General features: G+C 43.7%; 16 protein-coding genes and 1 pseudogene. 6 read left to right on the top strand and 11 right to left on the bottom strand.

What is annotated here, in order from left to right:
• Nucleotides 1–3 precede the first annotated feature (3 nt).
• Genes HMPREF0671_RS01805 through HMPREF0671_RS01795 form a run of 3 tightly spaced genes read right to left on the bottom strand, consistent with a single transcriptional unit; the run spans nucleotide 4 to nucleotide 796 of the window.
• Nucleotides 4–225, bottom strand: coding sequence for a hypothetical protein (locus tag HMPREF0671_RS01805; RefSeq protein WP_036896355.1), 222 nt, complete (start codon nucleotides 223–225; stop codon nucleotides 4–6).
• 11 nt (nucleotides 226–236) lie between these two features.
• The gene (locus tag HMPREF0671_RS11880; protein WP_084589702.1) at nucleotides 237–452 is read right to left on the bottom strand and encodes a hypothetical protein; all 216 of its coding nucleotides are present in this window, start codon (nucleotides 450–452) and stop codon (nucleotides 237–239) included.
• Nucleotides 453–460: 8 nt separating this feature from the next.
• Nucleotides 461–796 carry a hypothetical protein gene (locus HMPREF0671_RS01795; RefSeq protein ID WP_036896397.1) on the bottom strand — a complete coding sequence of 112 codons (336 nt, stop codon included), beginning with the start codon at nucleotides 794–796 and terminating at the stop codon, nucleotides 461–463.
• 674 nt (nucleotides 797–1,470) lie between these two features.
• Here HMPREF0671_RS01795 and HMPREF0671_RS12625 point away from each other — a divergent pair.
• The 4 genes and pseudogenes from HMPREF0671_RS12625 (at nucleotide 1,471) to rplS (ending at nucleotide 7,873) form a co-directional block, all read left to right on the top strand.
• A pseudogene (locus HMPREF0671_RS12625) lies at nucleotides 1,471–1,684 on the top strand (hypothetical protein).
• A gap of 1,022 nt (nucleotides 1,685–2,706) precedes the next feature.
• Nucleotides 2,707–5,754 (top strand): TonB-dependent receptor, encoded by a 3,048-nt coding sequence (locus HMPREF0671_RS01785; protein WP_052052756.1) that lies wholly within the window; start codon nucleotides 2,707–2,709, stop codon nucleotides 5,752–5,754.
• A gap of 12 nt (nucleotides 5,755–5,766) precedes the next feature.
• On the top strand, nucleotides 5,767–7,317 hold the full coding sequence (locus tag HMPREF0671_RS01780) for a RagB/SusD family nutrient uptake outer membrane protein (protein WP_036896350.1): 1,551 nt from the start codon (nucleotides 5,767–5,769) through the stop codon (nucleotides 7,315–7,317).
• Between the two features lie 190 nt (nucleotides 7,318–7,507).
• Nucleotides 7,508–7,873, top strand: coding sequence for a 50S ribosomal protein L19 (gene rplS / locus HMPREF0671_RS01775; protein WP_036896348.1), 366 nt, complete (start codon nucleotides 7,508–7,510; stop codon nucleotides 7,871–7,873).
• 116 nt (nucleotides 7,874–7,989) lie between these two features.
• Here rplS and HMPREF0671_RS01770 read toward each other — a convergent pair whose 3' ends face one another.
• Entirely contained in the window at nucleotides 7,990–8,268 is a 279-nt protein-coding gene (locus HMPREF0671_RS01770) for a hypothetical protein (protein ID WP_036896347.1), read from the bottom strand.
• Nucleotides 8,269–8,490: 222 nt separating this feature from the next.
• Between HMPREF0671_RS01770 and HMPREF0671_RS01765 the strand changes: the two genes are divergently transcribed.
• Together HMPREF0671_RS01765 and HMPREF0671_RS01760 are read left to right on the top strand one after the other, a co-directional pair.
• On the top strand, nucleotides 8,491–9,333 hold the full coding sequence (locus HMPREF0671_RS01765) for a DUF3737 family protein (protein WP_036896395.1): 843 nt from the start codon (nucleotides 8,491–8,493) through the stop codon (nucleotides 9,331–9,333).
• Between the two features lie 12 nt (nucleotides 9,334–9,345).
• Nucleotides 9,346–10,494 carry a MalY/PatB family protein gene (locus HMPREF0671_RS01760; protein WP_036896346.1) on the top strand — a complete coding sequence of 383 codons (1,149 nt, stop codon included), beginning with the start codon at nucleotides 9,346–9,348 and terminating at the stop codon, nucleotides 10,492–10,494.
• A gap of 37 nt (nucleotides 10,495–10,531) precedes the next feature.
• On the opposite strand, the gene HMPREF0671_RS01755 is transcribed toward HMPREF0671_RS01760, so the two are convergent.
• From HMPREF0671_RS01755 to HMPREF0671_RS12165, 7 genes are all read right to left on the bottom strand, one after another.
• Nucleotides 10,532–11,311, bottom strand: coding sequence for a FecR family protein (locus HMPREF0671_RS01755; RefSeq protein WP_036896344.1), 780 nt, complete (start codon nucleotides 11,309–11,311; stop codon nucleotides 10,532–10,534).
• Nucleotides 11,312–11,389: 78 nt separating this feature from the next.
• On the bottom strand, nucleotides 11,390–12,385 hold the full coding sequence (locus HMPREF0671_RS01750; RefSeq protein ID WP_036896340.1) for a DUF4249 domain-containing protein: 996 nt from the start codon (nucleotides 12,383–12,385) through the stop codon (nucleotides 11,390–11,392).
• Between the two features lie 3 nt (nucleotides 12,386–12,388).
• A complete protein-coding gene (locus HMPREF0671_RS01745) occupies nucleotides 12,389–15,064 on the bottom strand; it encodes a carboxypeptidase-like regulatory domain-containing protein (protein ID WP_036896338.1) in 2,676 nt (891 codons plus the stop codon).
• Between the two features lie 470 nt (nucleotides 15,065–15,534).
• The gene (locus tag HMPREF0671_RS01740; protein WP_036896394.1) at nucleotides 15,535–16,578 is read right to left on the bottom strand and encodes a DUF4831 family protein; all 1,044 of its coding nucleotides are present in this window, start codon (nucleotides 16,576–16,578) and stop codon (nucleotides 15,535–15,537) included.
• A 10-nt stretch (nucleotides 16,579–16,588) separates the two neighbouring features.
• Complete coding sequence (locus tag HMPREF0671_RS01735) at nucleotides 16,589–18,106, bottom strand: bifunctional ADP-dependent NAD(P)H-hydrate dehydratase/NAD(P)H-hydrate epimerase (protein WP_036896337.1); 1,518 nt, start codon at nucleotides 18,104–18,106, stop codon at nucleotides 16,589–16,591.
• 61 nt (nucleotides 18,107–18,167) lie between these two features.
• Nucleotides 18,168–18,392 (bottom strand): hypothetical protein, encoded by a 225-nt coding sequence (locus tag HMPREF0671_RS01730; protein WP_036896336.1) that lies wholly within the window; start codon nucleotides 18,390–18,392, stop codon nucleotides 18,168–18,170.
• Nucleotides 18,393–18,434: 42 nt separating this feature from the next.
• Nucleotides 18,435–18,602, bottom strand: a complete 168-nt coding sequence (locus HMPREF0671_RS12165; RefSeq protein ID WP_156958351.1) for a hypothetical protein — start codon at nucleotides 18,600–18,602, stop codon at nucleotides 18,435–18,437.
• Nucleotides 18,603–18,666: the final 64 nt, after the last annotated feature.

Here is an 18,666-nt window from a genome sequence, read left to right as displayed (position 1 = left end):
TTTTTAGATTGTCTGTTTCAGTATCTCTCTCCAATAGGTCGGCTCTACCTCGCTGAGAAGGAAGTCCATGAAGTCCCTCCGTGCGTCCTTGTTCAGTTCGTGGTAGAGTTCACGGAACACGGATATGTTGCCGTTGATGTACGTTTCCACCATATACACGAAGATGTTGTCCACCTCGTAATATCTGCACTGCTGCGCTACCGTCCTGCTGTTTCTCTTTGCCATATCGGTAAGGGTTAAAGGGTGAATAACCAAAGAATGAAGCCGAAGAAGGCTATGGTGGAAAGGATAGCCACGATTACACCTATCGCCACTCGGAACACTTCGTTTACAATCTCTCTGATGATGCCCCAAAGGATGCCGAACACCCTGAAGGCGGTGCGCATCATCAAGCCGCATATCGCCAACCCGATGTATTGCGCCACTTGTCTGAAATTTGCCGTTGCTGTCATAGCCGTATTTACTTGTTAAGTTCCACGATGCTGTCAATCCTGCCGTAAAGGAAACTGCGGAGTGCGGTCTTGTCGGTAGCCTTGTATTCCGCCCAATGTCCGTACTGCTTCACGATGTAGGTTCGGAGAATGTCGGAGAAGTCAAACTTCCAACCTTGCAGGGGTACTGCGCTATTGAAATAGGAATTGCTGTTCACGTTGCGTGTAAGCCAGTCCTTTTCCTCTCGGCTCAATTTTTCTCCGTTGTTGAGTTTGCTACGAAGTCCGTACACCTTGCAGTCTTGCAGGTTCTCCAAATTTGGTACTTCCCATGCCACGAATTTTGTTGCTATCGCTGTTCTCATATCCGTTGTTTTTTGATTTTTTGTTTTTTTATGCGGATTCAAGAGCTGAGGGAGTTGAGTTTCAAACTATCTTATCTGCCTCTCGTTTATCCGACATTTTTTTTATGCGTCTTTCTGTCGCATCGGTCGTTTTCGTTTCGGGTGCTTGAAAAGGTAGGGATTAGGGAATGCAAGGTTTTTCGGTCAAAATACTACCCGCAGGGCTGGAGATTTTTACCGAAAACAGGAGGCTTGACCTTGCTTTCCCGTCCAATCCCGGAATTACCTTTGCGCCCAGAACGAAAATGACTGACTGATGCGGCTCACTGAAAGGCGCAAAATGGAGGTAAACGAAAACAGAGGCAGATTGGGTAGAAAAAACTTCAGGAGAAAATCCGTAAAAAAGGAATCACCAAAAGGGAAAAGACATCACCGGAGCGTGAAATGGGCAAACCCCACCAAAGGAAGTATGATTGTTTCCGATCCGACGGAACTTGTCCAGCCGGGCGACAACAATCATTATTCCCGGTTTGCCCGGCTGTGTGTGTCCGTCTGCTTCATTCATGGGGCAGGCTGACACACTCTGCATTCACTTTCCGCTTCCGGCAAAAGGGACAGCGAAAAAAGAAAAATCATCTGAAAACCCGTAAAAGCACCTCTTGGCATAGGCGCAAAAGAAAGGGGCACTGCTTCATCTGTCTAAACATCGTTTAGGCGTGAGACAATGCCCTTTTCTCCGGCTATGCGGTAGTCGGCACACGTTTGTTCAAAACTCGTTTTGGGCAATGGTGTTCCGACTAACAAAACCGCTTTTACGGAAAAATCTTATGAATGAGGAAATAAAAAAACGGGAGTTTATATCAAAATCTCGAATTAAATAGCTACTTTTGCATACGAAGAGTTCTTTGAAGGTTACGCAACGCGCAGAAGGATAATGCAGTAGATAACTAACTAAATCGTAACCTATTACTATCAAGAGCGATTAACCTACGCTCATTTCCAATAAATTACACTCTTTTCGTAACTTCTTATTACAAATTTACATAAAAATCGCGATATATAAGCCAGTGGAAATAAAAAACGGGAAATAAATTCCCGAATCGCCTTCCCATTTGACGTGCACAAAGATAGGAATAAAATACGATAATAATGATTTCTCATCTTTATTTCATTTTCCGAATCTAGTAAGACTTCCCTTCTCACCAACACTTTATATAGAGATTGGGCAAAGAGGGGGAGCCTTTCAGGCTCGGTCATGTTCGGCTTCTTTTACCGTAAGCCTAAAGGCATACGGTAATTCATGGGTTGTCCTTCAGACAGAAAAGCTCTTATATCACGACTTATAAAGTCTGTTTGTACTTGGAAATAGTTTATGTCTTTCTTTAAACTAGTCTCTTTCTCCTTCAACTTACAAACTTATTAAGTCATAAACTTGCAAACTTAATCTGCTGCACGGGCTTGGCAGCGATGCTGCCTCAACTTTTCAGCAATGTTGCAAAGGCGAGACAGCATTGTTGCCAAGCCCGTGCAGCAGATTCAGAGTGAGGAGTTAAGAGTGAGAAGTGGGGAGTTAGTAATGGTGAATAGTGAGGATTTTGTGATTATCAGTCTTTGTTTCGAGATGGGGAATGGGCTAAAATGCGGATTTATTGTTTAAATTTTCTGTGTTATTTTGAATAACGTAAGTAAAAAAACAGTATATTTGCATCAGATATAACTATTTGTGCTATGAGGACGGAAAGCCAAATAATCTATGCCGATAAACAAAAACGATGACTTATTTCTAGCCAGCTATGACTATAACATGTCATGGGGAATATGTCGGATACATGGTTGTTTCTTCCCTTTTGAAATGCATATAGTAGTGAATAAGGATGTTATTAACTGTTAGGAATCAACCTATACTTATATATTAACAAAACTGTATTAACATGAAAAAGACAAAAAGATCCAAGATCGGCCTGTTTGGAGGCATTGTACTTGCTATCGGAGTCTCAGCAACACCTGCTCATGTCTATGCTGTAACAGATGTTTCACCTGCAGCCAGTGTACAACAACAGAACTCGCAACGTGTAGTTGGGGTTGTGAAAGACCACAAAGGCGAACCTATTATCGGTGCCGTGGTTACCTCGGCCGGGCGAAAAGCGGGAGCTGTGACAGATGTTGATGGGCACTTTACCATTAATGTGTCACCCGGAAGCGAACTCCATGTGTCGTGTATCGGTTTCAAACCGGCTGTTGTTCGTGTGAAGGGAGATACTAACCAATACAATATTGTGTTGGAAGAGGACAACAAGGCTTTGGACGAAGTGGTGGTAGTAGGTTACGGAACACAGAAAAAGGTAAACCTGACCGGTTCTGTTGCGTCTATCAGTTCAGATAAATTGGCCAATCGTGTGGGTAGTGATGTCACCAATATGTTGACAGGTTTGATGCCCGGTGTGACGGTCATACAGAATAGCAGCATGCCGGGGGCCGACCAAGGAATCATGCGTGTGCGCGGATTGGGCACTATGGGCGATGCCAGTGCGATGGTAATCGTCGACGGAGTAGAAAGTAGTATGAGCAGTGTCAACCCCAATGATATTGAGAATATATCGGTATTGAAAGACGCTGCAGCCTCGGCTATCTACGGTGTTCGTGCTGCTAATGGTGTAGTACTTATCACGACGAAGCGCGGAAGCAAAGGTCGTACGAACGTAAGTTACGACGGTTACGTGGGATGGCAGCAAGCTACGCGCATGCCCAAGTATCTAGACTCTTACAATTATGCCACTCTTATGAATGAGGCATATACGAACGATGGCGTGCCAGCACCTTTCTCTAACGAAGATTTGCAGAAATTTAGAGATGGAACTTCACCCGATACGCATCCCAACTCGGACTGGTTGGATGCTTTACTCTCGCGTAGCGGTTTCTTCCACAATCACCATGTGAGTATCAAAGGTGGTGGTGAGAAAGTGACTTACTCGTTAGCACTGAACTATTATGACAAGCAAGGACTTGTAGAAAATACCAACTTCAAGAAGTTCAACGTGCGTACGAACATCGATGCACAGATTAATAAACGTGTGAAGTTGACTACCGACCTTGCCATGTATCGCAGTCGGTCTACGCAACCGGCCGATGGTATGGACAACTTGATGCATTATGCGTTCCGCGAAACACCTACTACGCCTATCCAACTCAGCAATGGTAACTACCCATTGTTCAAAAACGAGCATAATTCTGTGGCTTATTCAAGGATTGGTGGTACTGATGAGGCAATCAATACCAACTTCCAAGGAAGCTTGGGATTACAAGTAGACATCATCGATGGATTGAAATTGCGAGGCTTGGCAGCTTCTACGGTGAGCCTGCTCGACAATCCTATACATACTAACTCGATGAGTTTCTATGAAGCCGGCCGGGAAACGCCTATCAAGGTGACGCAAAGTAAGCAGGCAGAAAGCGATACCAAAGCATACGAAATCAATTTACAGGCCTATCTGGACTACCATAAGTCGTTTGGTAAGCACGACATAGGTGCGCTTTTGGGTTACTCACAACTCTATCAACAGACGCGTCTTTTAGGAGCTTCGCGTAAGAATCTGTCTAACTCACTTAGCCAGCTTAATGCCGGAGAAGTGACTGGACAGACAACTACCGGTACCGAAGTGGAATATGCACTTCGCTCTGTATTCGGTCGTCTGACTTATGCTTATGATAACCGTTATCTATTCGAAGCAAACCTTAGAGACGACGGAACATCGCGCTTCCCCAAGAATAAACGTTTCGGTGTATTCCCCTCTTTCTCTGTAGGATGGCGTATCTCAGAAGAGAAATTCTTCAAAGTCGACTGGGTAGACAACTTGAAATTGCGTCTGTCTTGGGGACTTTTGGGTAATCAAGAGACCATCGACGTGAATGGAGTAGTTAATAACTATCCTTTCCAGAATACTTATGTGTACGGTTACGATTATAGTTTCAATAACAAACTCTACACAGGTATCTCTATTGCCAGCCCAATGGCTAATAACAATATTACTTGGGAAAAGACCGAACAGTGGAACGTTGGTTTTGATGCTACACTGTTTAGAAACCGCTTAACGTTCTCGGCCGATTTCTTCCGCAAGGAGACTCGCGATATATTGTTGCAACTTCCTATTCCCTATATTACAGGTGTAGGCGCACCGATGCAGAATGCCGGAACCGTACTCAATACCGGTTTTGAATTGCAGTTGGGCCACAACAACCACATTGGTGATTGGAACTACTCGCTGAATGCCAACTTCAGCTACGTACACAATAAGATAACCGACCTCAAGGGGGGCGATACTCCCGGACAATCTGTAGGCGATCCGTTGTGGGCTTACTATGGATACGAGTGTGATGGTATCTTCCGTAGTGCTGACGAGATAACAAAACACCCTGCACAGACAATGGGTACACCTGTTCCCGGCGATTTGAAGTATCGTGATTTGAATGATGATAAGACTGTAGATAGTCGCGACCGCCGTGTGCTGGGTTCGTATTTCCCCAAGATTGGTTTTGGTCTTAACTTCGCAGTACAATATCGTAACTTCGATTTGAATGCCGTATTCCAAGGCTCTGCAGCCGTTAAGGGACTTCCGGTGAGCGAGATTCGCTATGCTTTCTACAATGGTGGAAAGGTGACCGATAAGTATTTGGATCGTTGGACCAAGGATAATCCCAATGGTTCGATGCCTCGCTTGTCGATGAAAGACTCTAAGAACCGTGTCACTTCTAGCTTCTGGGTACAGGATGCATCCTATCTTAAGATGAGAAATTTGCAAGTAGGATACAGCTGTCCGAAGTCTTTTATCTCTAAGTTCGGTATCAGTCGCCTACGTATCTATTGCAGTATTGACAATCTCTTTACGCTCTCCGGCTTCGATAGTGTCGATCCGGAAATGGTATCGGGTAACTATTATCCGTTGACACGCAATTATTCATTCGGTCTCAACATAAACTTCTAAATTTTGAACAGTATGAAAATCAAACAATATATTCCACTGTTGGCTGCCGGCTTATTGCTGTTTGCATCGTGCAACGACAGTTTTCTAGAGCGTACTCCGAAAGATCGCCAGTCAGATGCATCGTTTTGGAAAGACGGCAATGATGCCCAAAGCTATGTTAATGGTATCTATCTCTACTTGGTACAGCCTGAGAACCACACCATCATGACCGATTGCTATACCGATAATGCTGTTCCGGTGCATGTGGGAGCAGAGCAGGGAGCACTCTCGGCAGGTACTTCTACATCGAGTAATCCGCACTTCCTCCAATTATGGAACGATGCTTATCAAGGTATTCGTCGCTGTTTGGTGTACAAAGAGAAGATAACCGATGTCCAGATGAACGACAAAGACAAAGCACAACTCACAGCAGAAGTGCAATTCTTGGAGGCATTCTTCTATTCTACCTTATTAAAATATATGGGTGGTGTGCCTGTTTTGGATCATCCTTTGGCACTCAATGAGACGATGCCTGCAAGGAAGACGGCTGAGGAGACCTATGATTATATCGTAGGATTACTTGACAAAGCTGCTCCCAATCTGCCTATGAAGCGTGCTGTTGTAGACCATGGTAAACCCAGCGCCGGTGCTTGTTATGCCTTAAAAGCGCGTGTGGCTTTCTATGCCCATAAGTATGATGTAGCGGAAGAAGCTGCTGCCAAGGTGATGGCCTCAAAGCAATTCAAACTCTACGATAATTATGGTGACCTTTTTCAACCGGTAGCTGAGACCTGCGATGAAATACTCTTCGATCGCGAATATATCGAGAATCCGAAGAATTCTAAGGAAGGTAGCAAGATAGGATTGTTCTTTGCACCTATCATGATGGGTGGTTGGGAAGCTCTTTCGCCCACTCAAGATATGGTAGATGCTTATCCTTGTACCGATGGAAAGTCTATCAAGGAGTCGCCACTCTATAATCCGGCTAAGCCTTTTGAAAATCGTGACCCACGATTGGCTTTCTCTATTCTTTGGAAAGGGGCACAGATAGCAGGTAAAGCCTATGATATTAAGCAATTGGGCGACGGTAGTCATACCCGTACAGGATATTGTATGCGTAAATATATGAATCCGGAGAATGATGGTATCAATAATTATGACTGGACCAACTTTATCTATATACGTTATGCTGAAGTGCTGCTTACCTTTGCAGAGGCTCGTAATGAACGTCTCGGAGCACCCGATCAGCAGGTATATGATGCCGTGAATGAAGTTCGTCAGCGTCCGAGTGTTAATCTACCGGCATTGCCTGCAGGGCTTAACAAAGACCAAATGCGTACAGCCATTCGACTGGAACGCAGACTGGAATTGGCCTTTGAAGGTATCCATCTCTTCGATACGCGTAGCTATAAGACTACTGAGAAAGAAGTGACAAAGCCTGTCATGGGCGTGGATGATAGTGGAAAGCCATTCCAAGTAGAAGTTCGCAAGTTTAATCCAAGCCGTGATTACTTGTGGGCAATCCCTCTGAAGGAAATCGATTTGGCCAAAGGTGTATTGAAACAGAATCCCAATTGGGATTAAATCCATAGGAAGGAATGTTGGCAAAAAAGTACAGTGAGATATTCCAATGACGTCAAGAATTATGTAATAACATTTGGCATATCGTGGAAAAAGCTGTAACTTTGCACCGATTTTCGGCGTAACCGCTGGTGACAGAAGAGTTGTCGCGCACGTTGCGTTGGAGCAACAAACATTTTTTTAATACAACAAAATGGATTTAATAAAGGTTGCTGAGGAAGCATTTGCTACCGGTAAGCAGTTCCCATCGTTCAAAGCCGGTGATACAATCACTGTAGCTTACAGAATCGTCGAGGGTACAAAAGAGCGTATTCAGCTCTATCGTGGTGTGGTAATCAAAATATCCGGCCATGGTGACAAGAAGCGTTTCACTGTTCGTAAGATGTCTGGTACCATAGGAGTAGAGCGTATCTTCCCTATTGAGTCGCCTGCTATAGACAGCATCGAAGTGAACAAGCGTGGTAAAGTACGTCGTGCTAAACTGTACTATCTGCGTGCACTTACCGGTAAGAAAGCTCGTATCAAGGAGAAGAGAACTCTTGTTGCTACAGCAGAATAATTCATTCCATCCGATAAGGATAGTAAAAAAAGAGGTTCAGCCCATTGCGGTGCTGAACCTCTTTTTGGTTATTGGGGGGATGAGAGTAGTCGTACTAATTGGCCTTTATAGACTAATTATTTGTTATTAGTGTTTTCTTCCTCATCCTTAAATGTTGTACGTAGGGTGTTCCAATCGTCAAAACCCGCAAGCAAGGCAAGGCGGTCAAGGACTTCAGGAGACGGTTTCTCTATCCCCTTGACGTATTTCCAGAGCTTACGGAGCGATGCTGACTTCAGATGTATGTGATGTTTGGAAAAATATTTCGATAGTTTTTCGAAATCTACTTGTATCGTTTCTCTTGCATTCAGCTTGGCTTGGACTTCTTTCCAGATAATCTTAATATCTTTTCCCATATCTCATAACAAAACAAATAACTTATTAAGTGTTTCTATTATTTGTTTGCAAAGGTATGAAAAACTTCATGAGTGCCATCTTAAAGCAATGAATATTTCTTGTGTGAGGGATGATATGATGTTCTTGATGTGGCGTCAAGTAATATTGATAGTTAAATCTGTAAATTGTTTAATTGCCGTTTACGATATTCTCTTTACCTTTGCAAAAGATACAAGATGAAGATGGAAATAATAAAAGATAAAAAGTTTGGGGGCGAGCGCCCTCTCTTTGGAGCACACGATGTGCGTTTGGAAAATATTGAAATAACGGACGGTGAGTCGGGTATAAAATGCTGTCGAAATTTGGAATGTGACCATTCTGCATTCTATGGCAAATATCCTTGGTGGCATGTAGACGGCAGTCTGATAACCAACTGCTACTTTGCGCCGGAGAGCCGGTCGGCTATTTGGTACAGCACAGATATGGTAATGAAAGATAGTGTGATTGATGGACCGAAGTTTTTTCGTGAGATGAAGAACCTTACATTGGAGAATGTGAAAATCAATGATGCTGATGAAACTTTCTGGAAAGTTGATGGTTTGACAATAAAAAATGTATCTTTGCATGAGGGGACTTATCCTTTCATGTTCAGCAAGAATATCTATGTGGATGGATTGGAGAGCGATGCAAAATATGTTTTCCAATATTGTGAGAATGTAGAAGTGCATCATGCTAAGATTACCACGAAGGATGCGTTTTGGGAATGTGACCATGTGATCATCTATGATAGTGAACTTGACGGTGAGTACTTGGCTTGGCATAGCAATCATGTGCGCTTGGTAAACTGCCATATTAGTGGAGAACAACCGCTATGTTACGTGGAAAACCTCGTGTTGGAGAACTGTACATTTGATGCAGCATGCGACCGTGCCTTTGAAGACTCGGATATTCAAGCCGATATTCGTGGTACGATAACCAACATCAAGAACCCTCGTACCGGTCGTATTGTGGCCGATGAGATTAGCAGTGTGACTTACGACGAATTCGTGAAAGCACCAAATAACTGCGAAATAGTAAAACGATAAATTTATAATAACATGTTTGACTTTGATAAACTAATAGACCGTCGTAATTCCAATTGTATTAAATGGGATTTAGTGAAAGACACTGATGTCATCCCAATGTGGGTGGCCGATATGGATTTTGAAGTTGCTCCTTGTATCAAGGAAGCATTGATGAAGCGTGTAGAACATGGCGTTTTCGGTTATACACTAGTGCCCGAAAGCTATTATGAGGCTGTGCAGGGGTGGTTTGCGCGTCGTCATGGATTTACGATTGAGCGCGACTGGATGCTCTATACATCGGGAGTAGTACCCGGAATTGCCTGTGTTCTCAAGGCATTGACGATGCCGGGAGAAAATGTTTTAGTTCAAACACCGGTATATAATTGCTTCTTCTCGTGTATCAAAAATGCCGGGTGTAATGTCTTGGAGAATAGATTGGTACGCCGAGATGATACCTATGAGATAGATTTTGAGGATTTTGAAGCGAAGTGTGCCGATGAGAAGACGACGGTATTCTTGCTTTGTAATCCTCATAATCCGGGTGGACGTGTATGGCGGAAAGAGGAATTAGAACGCATGAACGATATCTGTTTGCGCCATGGGGTGCGTGTGGTGTGTGATGAAATACACTGTGAATTCGTGATGCCGGGCTATCAATATACTCCGTTTGCGACTGTATCGGAGGCTTGCTTAAAGAATGTGGTAACGCTGAATGCGCCTTCTAAGGCTTTCAATATTGCAGGTTTGCAGATTTCTAATATCATTTGTGAGAATGCAGAGGTACGTCGTCGTATCGACAGAGCTATCAATATCAATGAAGTTTGCGATGTTAATCCGTTTGGAGTGGTGGCTCTTGAAGCTGCTTATCGGGAGGGTGAGCCGTGGATTGATGAATTGAATGTTTACTTAAGAGATAACTACAAAGCACTAAGGGCATTCATTGTAGAACACAAACCGGAATGGACAGTGATGCGACAAGAGGGCACTTACGTGGTATGGGTAGATGTTTCGGCTATGGGAAAGCCTGTCGCTGAATTGGAAGAATGGTGGCTGAAAGAACGTAAAGTGTACGTCAATGCCGGTACACATTACGGTGATGTCGCCGGAGAAGGCTATATTCGTATAAATATAGCTTGTCCTCGGAGCAGGATGCTGGAAGGTTTGAGTCGACTATGTCGCTAAACTACTGTTACCATTCCGAGGACTAAGCGCGTGTGTATTATAATGAAAGGTTTATATCAAGTGTCTTATTGATAATCTCAATAATCTCATCTAGCTTCCCGGCATCAAAGTTTCCTGTGAGACGTTTATTGGTGTTGGGAGCTATAAGATGAGTTCCATAGTGGGCATTCAGGTCTTCCACCACCTCATTGATAGGGGTGTTATCGAAGTGGAAGCGATGGGTGGCCCAACTAACGTGGTTCTCGTCTTCGTCAGCAATGCGTACAGGGCGCTCATCTTTTTGTGATATGACGGCGCGCATACCCTTGGTTAGCATGATTCCATCGGCTTGACCTAGTGCAGTGAAAAGCACTTTCCCACTATTGACATATACTTCTGTATGTGCTGTCGTTTCGGCTATCTCAAACTTAGTACCCAATACTCGTACATGGCCTTGGCTACTTTCCACATCAAAAGGGCGCTGATTGTCATGCTTTACTTCAAAGTATATCTTGCCAGTCATGGTTACTTGTCGGCAGTTATCGCCTTTGTAAGAGAGTGTCGAGTGTGGTGATAGGGTCACATGTGTGCTGTCTGACAGCCAAAAACTTTGGGTCTCTGTCCGGGCAACCAATGTAGTTGTGGGCTGACGCAGCATCAAGTAGCTGCCAATAGAGAGCAAAATGAGGAATGATGCTACCATACTGACGATTCGTAAGGCTGTATGTTTCGGCTTTATACCGACGCTTGCACGAAATCTATGGATAGCTTTTCGGGTATCGAGCTTTCCTTCTTGATAATAATGCAGCACAAAGGCAGTTTCTTGTTTTTTGTCCATGATCAAATTACTATTTCATTCATATGACGTAAGAAAGTCTATTTCCCCCCATTCAAAATGCAAATAAAAAAACTTTTCTCAATATTCTAGTTCTACTTTCATCCAATCGCTCTCGCTCAGAGCGTAGCAACCAAGGACGCCAAAGCCCCCGCGGATGTTGGTAAAAGAGGGTTTCATCTGCGATAAACCATAGCGAGCAAGCTTGTTATTGGCTAATTCATTGATTGATTTGAGGAATTTATAATACTCCGGGGAAAGCTTGTAGAGGAATACCTTAAAGCTTCGACTGATGGGTACTTGGCTTGTCATGGCGGTTTGATAACTCAACACGTTGAGGCGTAGGGTATGGGTTAGTCCGTTGATATTGTGGTCGTTGAAGATGTAGAAGTTACGATAGAACATGTTGTTGAAGCCCAAACTGTTGTCAATATCGGATATATGGTTGAGCACAATTTCGTCTTTGGTATTGATGTCAGCCCAGAAATAGGCGGAATCTAAATCTTGTAGATTCTCATACGAGTCGTTTTTGGGTGCTATATCCTTTACTAGAATGCGCACGGCATAGTAGTCTGCAGTAGCTTCGGGGTCGGTAAAGTGGGCTTGTATTTGGTAGTATGTATCCTTGATGTTATCTTCTCCGATGCGTGTGACGTATATAGTATTGTCGGATATAATCGGAATAGCTTGTGGAATGGAACCTTGCGATTCTACGTTAGGGAGACTGTCGGTTGATACACTCAAGTTGATGAGATCTCCGGTTTGCTGTTTCCCCGTGGTATAGTACATACCATTCTCTTTCTTGTAAACTTTGCGTGGCATGCCATTGACACTATATTGTATGTTGGCTTCCCTTACCTCAGAGGCTGATATAGACCGTTTTGTACCTACAGGAATGCTCTTCCATAGTTGTATATAGGTGGTGTCGGCCGTAGAAGGGAATACATAGGCTACTAATTTGTTGTTAGTATCGGTAGAAACAATATTGAAATCATCTTGACATGCCACCGTACTGAACGCCAACAAGCATATGATACAGAGGATGAAAGTATGTTGTATGAATCTTCTTAGTCTCATTTTTTAGAACTTATAAGTGTAACTTATTGATGGAATGATGGGTATAAAGCCTTTTGCCTGAGCTGTAAACTTACCTTCTTTGTTCACTTTGATTTGTACGTAAAGTGGGTTTAGGTGACAATATACATTATAAAGACTGACGTTCCATATACGTTCGTGTTTCTTCTTGGTAAGTTTATGGAAGTCGAATCCTACATCCAAGCGATGGTAGAGTGGCAACGATTGGTTGTGGGGACGGTCGTAGATATAGCCAAAGCTAGCTATATTATCGCCCAGATTCAAATAGTATTGCACGATTCCGTCGTCAATATTTGCGGGCACTTCCGGCAAATTAGCATACTGTGTAGGGATACTTACGCGATTACCACTGTGTAAAGTCCAAGCTGCAAAGCAATAGATGTTGCGTGCTAGATGGTATCTGCCACTGATATTGAATTTATGTCGGTTGTCGAATTTGTCGTAATACCATCCCGGATAGAACTCTTTAAATTTGCGTTTATTCCATGAAAGCGTGTAAGCTGCGTCTATCTTGAGGTCTTTGGTCTTATATCCGAGGTCGACCGAGATGCCGTAATAGCGTCCTTTTCCTTGCATGATGTCTTTGTCCCAACTAGCTGCCGGCGGTTCCAGTCCCATCCAATTAGCATATTGTACTAGATTGTGCGAAGACTTATAGTATGCTTCAAGCGAGGCTGTCCAGTTATGTCCAAGCTGCGTATATACTCCTGTGGCAACCTGATACGACCGCATTGGTCTTAGCGAACGAGTTGTCGGCACCCAGTAATCAGTCGGCATGTCAAGATAGGTATTGGAAAGTTTGTGAACGAATTGGGTCATGGATGTCCATGAAAGTTTCATGGAGAGATGGTTGTTTACCTGATATTTGATAGCTAAACGAGGATCAATATTGAAGTAATTCTTACCCACAATACCGAAAAGGTCTAAATGTATGCCGGCATTGAGGCTTAGATGGTTGTTGAAAGTCATCTCATCTTCGATGTAAGCATTCCGTTCCATAGCGTGCAAACGGTTGTGGCTAGTGGTTCTAACGCTATCCAGTTCGTTCTCGTTATAGCCATAGTAATCCAGTCGTCTGTAGGTTTGGGGATGGAATGTATGGTAGGTAAGGTCGTTACCAAAGCGTATATGGTGGGTTGGGTTCGGTCTGTAATCGAACTCAGTACGGTATCCTAAGTCGTAGATAGTAGATTTGTAGCCATGCTCTGTGTGCGAAATATCGGCCGTAGTATGGTCTAAGAAGTATATTCTATCATCGTCGCTATAGGTGTAGTTCGACCTGTTATAAGAGTAAATACCAATGAAATTGGCGAAAAGTTTGTGCGAAAATTGGTATCGCCAAGCCACTGTGGCGTTGAAATTCCCCCATGTTAATTTCGATTTACTGATTTCCCGATCCCATTCGGTCAATATGGCTGAAGCCACATTGTTGTCTAATCGTAGCATATCGCGCCCCGAATAGAGGCTCAATGCCAATTTGCTTCGGTCGTTAAACTTATGTGTAACCTTCGCATTGACGTCATGGAAGATATAGTTGACAGTGGTCTTTTTGAATTCTTTACTATGACTGATAATCGAAGAGATAGGCTTGGAGAGCAGGTCTATCCATGAACGTCGGATGCCAATATTGAATGAAGTCTTGCCTTTCTTGATAGGTCCTTCGAGTTGGAACCGTCCGTCTATCAGTCCGATAGAGGCAGCTCCGTGTATTTGTTCCATATTTCCTTCGTTGGTACGGACGTCGATAACCGATGACAGTCGGCCACCGTAGCGTGCCGGAAAGCCGCTTTTATAGAAGTCTACATTGTTTACTATGTTTGTATTGAAGGCCGAGAAGATACCTAATGTGTGGTTTGAATGGTAGAGTGGGCTGCTATCCAGCAGGAATAGATTCTCATCATTGTTGCCACCATGTACGTAAAGTCCGGAGGCAATCTCTACACCTTCGGCCACACCGGAGACTCTTTGTAATGTCTTTACCACATCGGGCGAACTGAGTAGTGAGAACTCTGTCTGTAGATCTTTGCGTCCAAACGAACGTTTACCTGTCTGTGTGGTCAGCAAAGGTGAGTTCAAATCGCCCGTGACAACAATCTCCGAGAGGTGTGTATTCTCCTTGAGAATGATAGAACAATTGTGGTTGCGCTTGAGTTCAAAGCTTCTTATTTCATCAGAGAAACCTATGTAAGAAATGCGAATCGTATGTTGCCCACTTGGCAGTGTGAGACTATAGAAGCCGTATTCATTGGTCATGGTGCCTGCACCTGTATCTTTATCGTAGATGGTTGCATTGATAAGCACTTCTCCATGTTCGTCGTGTACGTATCCACTAATTGTATATAGGGTAGGTGGTTTGGGCTGGTTTTTGACGACTTGTAACTCTTTGGCTGTCAGTATTACGTATTGTCCTTGTATCGACCAAGCTATATGGGTATTGCCAAAGAGTTGTGTTAAAGCTTCAGAGAGTGTCAAGCCTTTTATAGAAGCCCCATTGTAAGCTTGATTGATGGGTAGTGAAGAGTCATAAATGAAGTGTACATGCCTATCTTTCTCAATGAGAGCCATTTGTTGTTTGATAGAGGTTAGATCTTTTCCAAGACTCTCCATCGAAACAAAACAAATAAGTGCTATTGTTATATATATGGTATGAATGAACTTCATTCTACAAAAATACGCAAAAGTTTGCGTATTTCTTATTCCATCAAATCTTTTTCTTAGAAAACATGAACAGAGAGGAGAGACTTTAAATCGTGTGAGTTGGCGTGTTTACCGCCATCGTAAAGTTGAGTGTCTAAATGTGTGTCCGTTATATGAAAGTATATTGCTCTCCTTCTGTTTCATGCATATATATGTCCAGTTGAGATTTCATGGCTAGCCGGGAATGTCTTTATTCCCTTGGTTGTCAATCACTTTACTGTCTTGTAGAGAGAGATTCTACTCGTTAATTCATCTATATGACGAGAAAAAATAAAATCCCCCTATCCGCTTAAGATATTTTTTTATTTTCTTTTTCCAAATGATTGAAATAGAATATAGTCCTTGTTAGAAATCCATATAAAAGATATGCCATGCACGACTCGTTCAAAGTCCTGCATGACATATTATATAATAGTACGCGCGTGTGCGCGAGTTTACTGTGGTTGCATATTGATACTCTCCACGTTTCCTGTGATACCGTTCAATATAAGATTTGTATTGAACTTCTTACCAAATAATTCTCCGCTCATAGTTTCCATGCGTCCGAACTGCGCTGCATAAAGTTCAAAGCTCGCCCATTGTTCATCTGCCTTGAATAAGGTGAGGCGGATACGTCCCGGCAGATTGACATTCAGGCCTATATCATCCTTGGATTTCTTCTCTTTCTCGGTTCCCAGCTGAATCGTAGCGATGTCGTGCAAGTCCTCAACCTTTACAAGATAAGGTCTGCCGGCAAGATCGTCAATGTCTACCATGCCCAATTTTTGAGAGAAGCGGAATAGTAGTTGTTTATCAACCTCTTTTTCTGGAACGAATGTTATCTCTGTCTCAACGGTGTCTTTTTGCGTTGTTCCTTCGAACACCTGCATCAGTGCACGCTCCTGTTTGTCTAGGTTTTCAAACATCAATTTGAGTTGTTCTCCATCTTTGGGCATAAAGTCGGCCTCTCCACGCGACAGTTGGTTGCGGCTATCGCGTATGTCGTATATCTCACGTGCAATGAGTTCGGCCATTTTCGCAGAACTTCCGGCAGCCAAAATGTCCTCAGTCATATAGTTGTGGGCGTCTATTGGAGTCGGTTTGCGAGCCGGTTTGAAAGCCTTATAAGGTCGTTGTTTCTTCGGTTGGGCGTTGACAGCCAGCAGCACGCCGTTCTCATCTCTGTTCACACTATAGATGACATGCTTCTTGTCCAGTTGCAATGTGAACTGCTTGGTAGAGTCGGGTAGACCCACCGAACGTGTACTTACGCTTACCAATCTGTATGTAGTGGTTGGTTTTTGCGGTACGTCGCGCATTCTCATATATTTGTCGGCATAGAGCGCCAGTTGCCCCGGAGTGGTGGTAGTCTTCTCTATGAGCACGTTGAACTTGATGGCCGTTTTAGGCAAGAAATACGTTGTTCCTTCCACAGGCTGTTGAGCTTGTAGATTCATGGCAGTCAGTATAAGGGCTGCCGGTAGCAAGATTTTCTTGATATTCATAGTTTCAGTCGTTTAAACGTTTAAAAGCTTGCGGCAGATACTCTATCAAATCGCTGGCTATGAGGCTCTCCATGCCTTTGTCGCGAACAGCGATGTCGCCGGCCAGTCCATGTAGATACATGCCTAATAGGCATGCTTCGCGCTGCTGATAACCACGAGCTAACAAACCTGTGATGATACCTGTGAGTACGTCACCGCTCCCCGCTGTGGCCATACCGGCATTTCCTGTACTGTTGAAGAGGATGTTACCATCGGGCAAGCAGAGTGCCGAGTAGTGTCCTTTTAGGATGATGTATGCCCCCAAATGCTCAGCTAAGTCGCGTGCTTTGGCCAATCGTTCGTAGTCTCCGTTACTTGCTCCGCCCGATAGACGGTCGAACTCTTTGGGATGTGGTGTCATGATGATACCCTTAGGCAACTGTTGCATCCATGCCCGGTGGTTGGCCAACATGTTCAAAGCGTCGGCATCGGCCACGATAGGGCACTGAGTACGACGTAATTGGGCAATCATAGCGATGGCTGTACTCTCCTGTAGCCCCATACCGGGACCTATACCTAGTACATCGAAGTCGGCAGTATCAACAGGTTCGGAGAAGAAAGTTTCGTCTTTATCTAGTTGCATCACGGCTTCCGGGACGCTGATTTGCATGATGTCGTAATTGCGTTTTGGCGTGTTTATGGTTACCTTTCCTGCTCCCGAACGCATACAAGCTTTGGCAGCGAGTATCGCTGCTCCCGACATACCGTAGCTTCCGGCAATGAGTAAAGCGTTGCCCATGTTGCCCTTGTGTACGAAGTCACCACGATGTTTAAGCAGTTTTCTTACGTCGGTCTCATCAATAAGTGTGTAGGAAGCTTCTGTTTTTGCGATGTATTCGGATGACAATAGGATGTCGAGTACCTGTATTTCGCCGAGGTATAGTTGGTTATCGGGCAACAGCATCGACAGTTTTTTCTGCTGTAAGGTGAGGGTGACGTTGGCTCTTATGATGTTCATACGAACATTATAAGTATTGTCTTCGGTCATCAACCCCGACGGCATGTCAATGCTTACCACCTTGGCCGGTGACTGGTTGATGTATCTTACGAGCGAGGCAAAGCCCCCCGCCAGTGGCTTGTTGAGGCCAGAACCGAAAAGTCCGTCGACCACTAAGGTGTCGCTAGTGAGTTTGGGAGGATCAAAGTTGACGGATATTTCGTTGAACTCCTTGACACGTTTACAGTCAAGCAGTCGCTGTTTGTTGATGGTACAATCCTCGGATAGATAGTTGTGTACGTTGAATAAGTACACGTTTACTTGGTAATCGTGCTCGGCTAACATGCGTGCTACGGCCAATGCATCGCCTCCGTTGTTACCCGGGCCGGCAAAAACCATCACTTGCATACGGTTGGTCCACCGGTCGGTGATGGCTCTTGTGATGGCTTTAGCAGCACGTTCCATCAAGTCAATCGACTCGATGGGTTCGTGCTCTATAGTATATTTGTCGAGTTCTTTGATTTGAACTCCGGTAAAAATCTTCATATCCCTGCAAAAATACAAAAAATGGCGGATATGAGAGTGGTTTGTCCTACTTTTTATTTGGTTATTGTATGTTGGCTTTACCGGCAAACTCGCCCTTTCGCTTCTGTTCTCCGCCACGAATAGTCTGCTTCAAATTGAAACGAAGTTCTATATTTTCTTTGCCCACCCTCTTTACAAATACGGAGCTTGTAGGGTCAAGTAAATTGTCTTTGCCATTGGCTTTGATGTCTTTGCTATCTACAGTCCAGTCTCCATTTTTGCTGAGATCAATCTCTTTACCGTCCATATTGCTGGGTACGGTGAATGTGATGTCTGCTTCGGGAGCTTTTCATGTGCTGTATTTGAAGATGTATTTACCGTTGGCTTCTTTAAATGTGAGCATCTTGGAAAGTACATTCTTGTCGAACTCGTCGTCTTTGCTGCACGAGCTGAAAAAAGTTGTTGATACTAAAGTAATTGCTGCTAAAAATAGAATCATCGAGATTCTTGAAATCATTTTCTTGTCCATATAGTTATAATCCTGATTAAAATAAAAACTTAAATAATTGGTGCAAAGTTAT

It is taken from the genome of Prevotella sp. S7 MS 2, assembly GCF_000762865.1.
Classification (GTDB): Bacteria; Bacteroidota; Bacteroidia; order Bacteroidales; family Bacteroidaceae; genus Prevotella.
Note: the sequence above shows the minus strand (reverse complement) of the source record. Positions and strands in the feature narration are given on the sequence as shown.

Coding starts and splice junctions, on each gene's coding strand:
- HMPREF0671_RS01770 (WP_036896347.1), bottom strand. CDS start 8,268: ATGGGAAAAGATATTAAGATTATCTGGAAAGAAGTCCAAGCCAAGCTG.
- HMPREF0671_RS01750 (WP_036896340.1), bottom strand. CDS start 12,385: ATGAGACTAAGAAGATTCATACAACATACTTTCATCCTCTGTATCATA.
- HMPREF0671_RS01805 (WP_036896355.1), bottom strand. CDS start 225: ATGGCAAAGAGAAACAGCAGGACGGTAGCGCAGCAGTGCAGATATTAC.
- HMPREF0671_RS01730 (WP_036896336.1), bottom strand. CDS start 18,392: ATGGACGGTAAAGAGATTGATCTCAGCAAAAATGGAGACTGGACTGTA.
- rplS (WP_036896348.1), top strand. CDS start 7,508: ATGGATTTAATAAAGGTTGCTGAGGAAGCATTTGCTACCGGTAAGCAG.
- HMPREF0671_RS01780 (WP_036896350.1), top strand. CDS start 5,767: ATGAAAATCAAACAATATATTCCACTGTTGGCTGCCGGCTTATTGCTG.
- HMPREF0671_RS01795 (WP_036896397.1), bottom strand. CDS start 796: ATGAGAACAGCGATAGCAACAAAATTCGTGGCATGGGAAGTACCAAAT.
- HMPREF0671_RS01765 (WP_036896395.1), top strand. CDS start 8,491: ATGGAAATAATAAAAGATAAAAAGTTTGGGGGCGAGCGCCCTCTCTTT.
- HMPREF0671_RS11880 (WP_084589702.1), bottom strand. CDS start 452: ATGACAGCAACGGCAAATTTCAGACAAGTGGCGCAATACATCGGGTTG.
- HMPREF0671_RS01735 (WP_036896337.1), bottom strand. CDS start 18,106: ATGAAGATTTTTACCGGAGTTCAAATCAAAGAACTCGACAAATATACT.
- HMPREF0671_RS01760 (WP_036896346.1), top strand. CDS start 9,346: ATGTTTGACTTTGATAAACTAATAGACCGTCGTAATTCCAATTGTATT.
- HMPREF0671_RS01745 (WP_036896338.1), bottom strand. CDS start 15,064: ATGAAGTTCATTCATACCATATATATAACAATAGCACTTATTTGTTTT.
- HMPREF0671_RS01755 (WP_036896344.1), bottom strand. CDS start 11,311: ATGGACAAAAAACAAGAAACTGCCTTTGTGCTGCATTATTATCAAGAA.
- HMPREF0671_RS12165 (WP_156958351.1), bottom strand. CDS start 18,602: ATGATTTCAAGAATCTCGATGATTCTATTTTTAGCAGCAATTACTTTA.
- HMPREF0671_RS01785 (WP_052052756.1), top strand. CDS start 2,707: ATGAAAAAGACAAAAAGATCCAAGATCGGCCTGTTTGGAGGCATTGTA.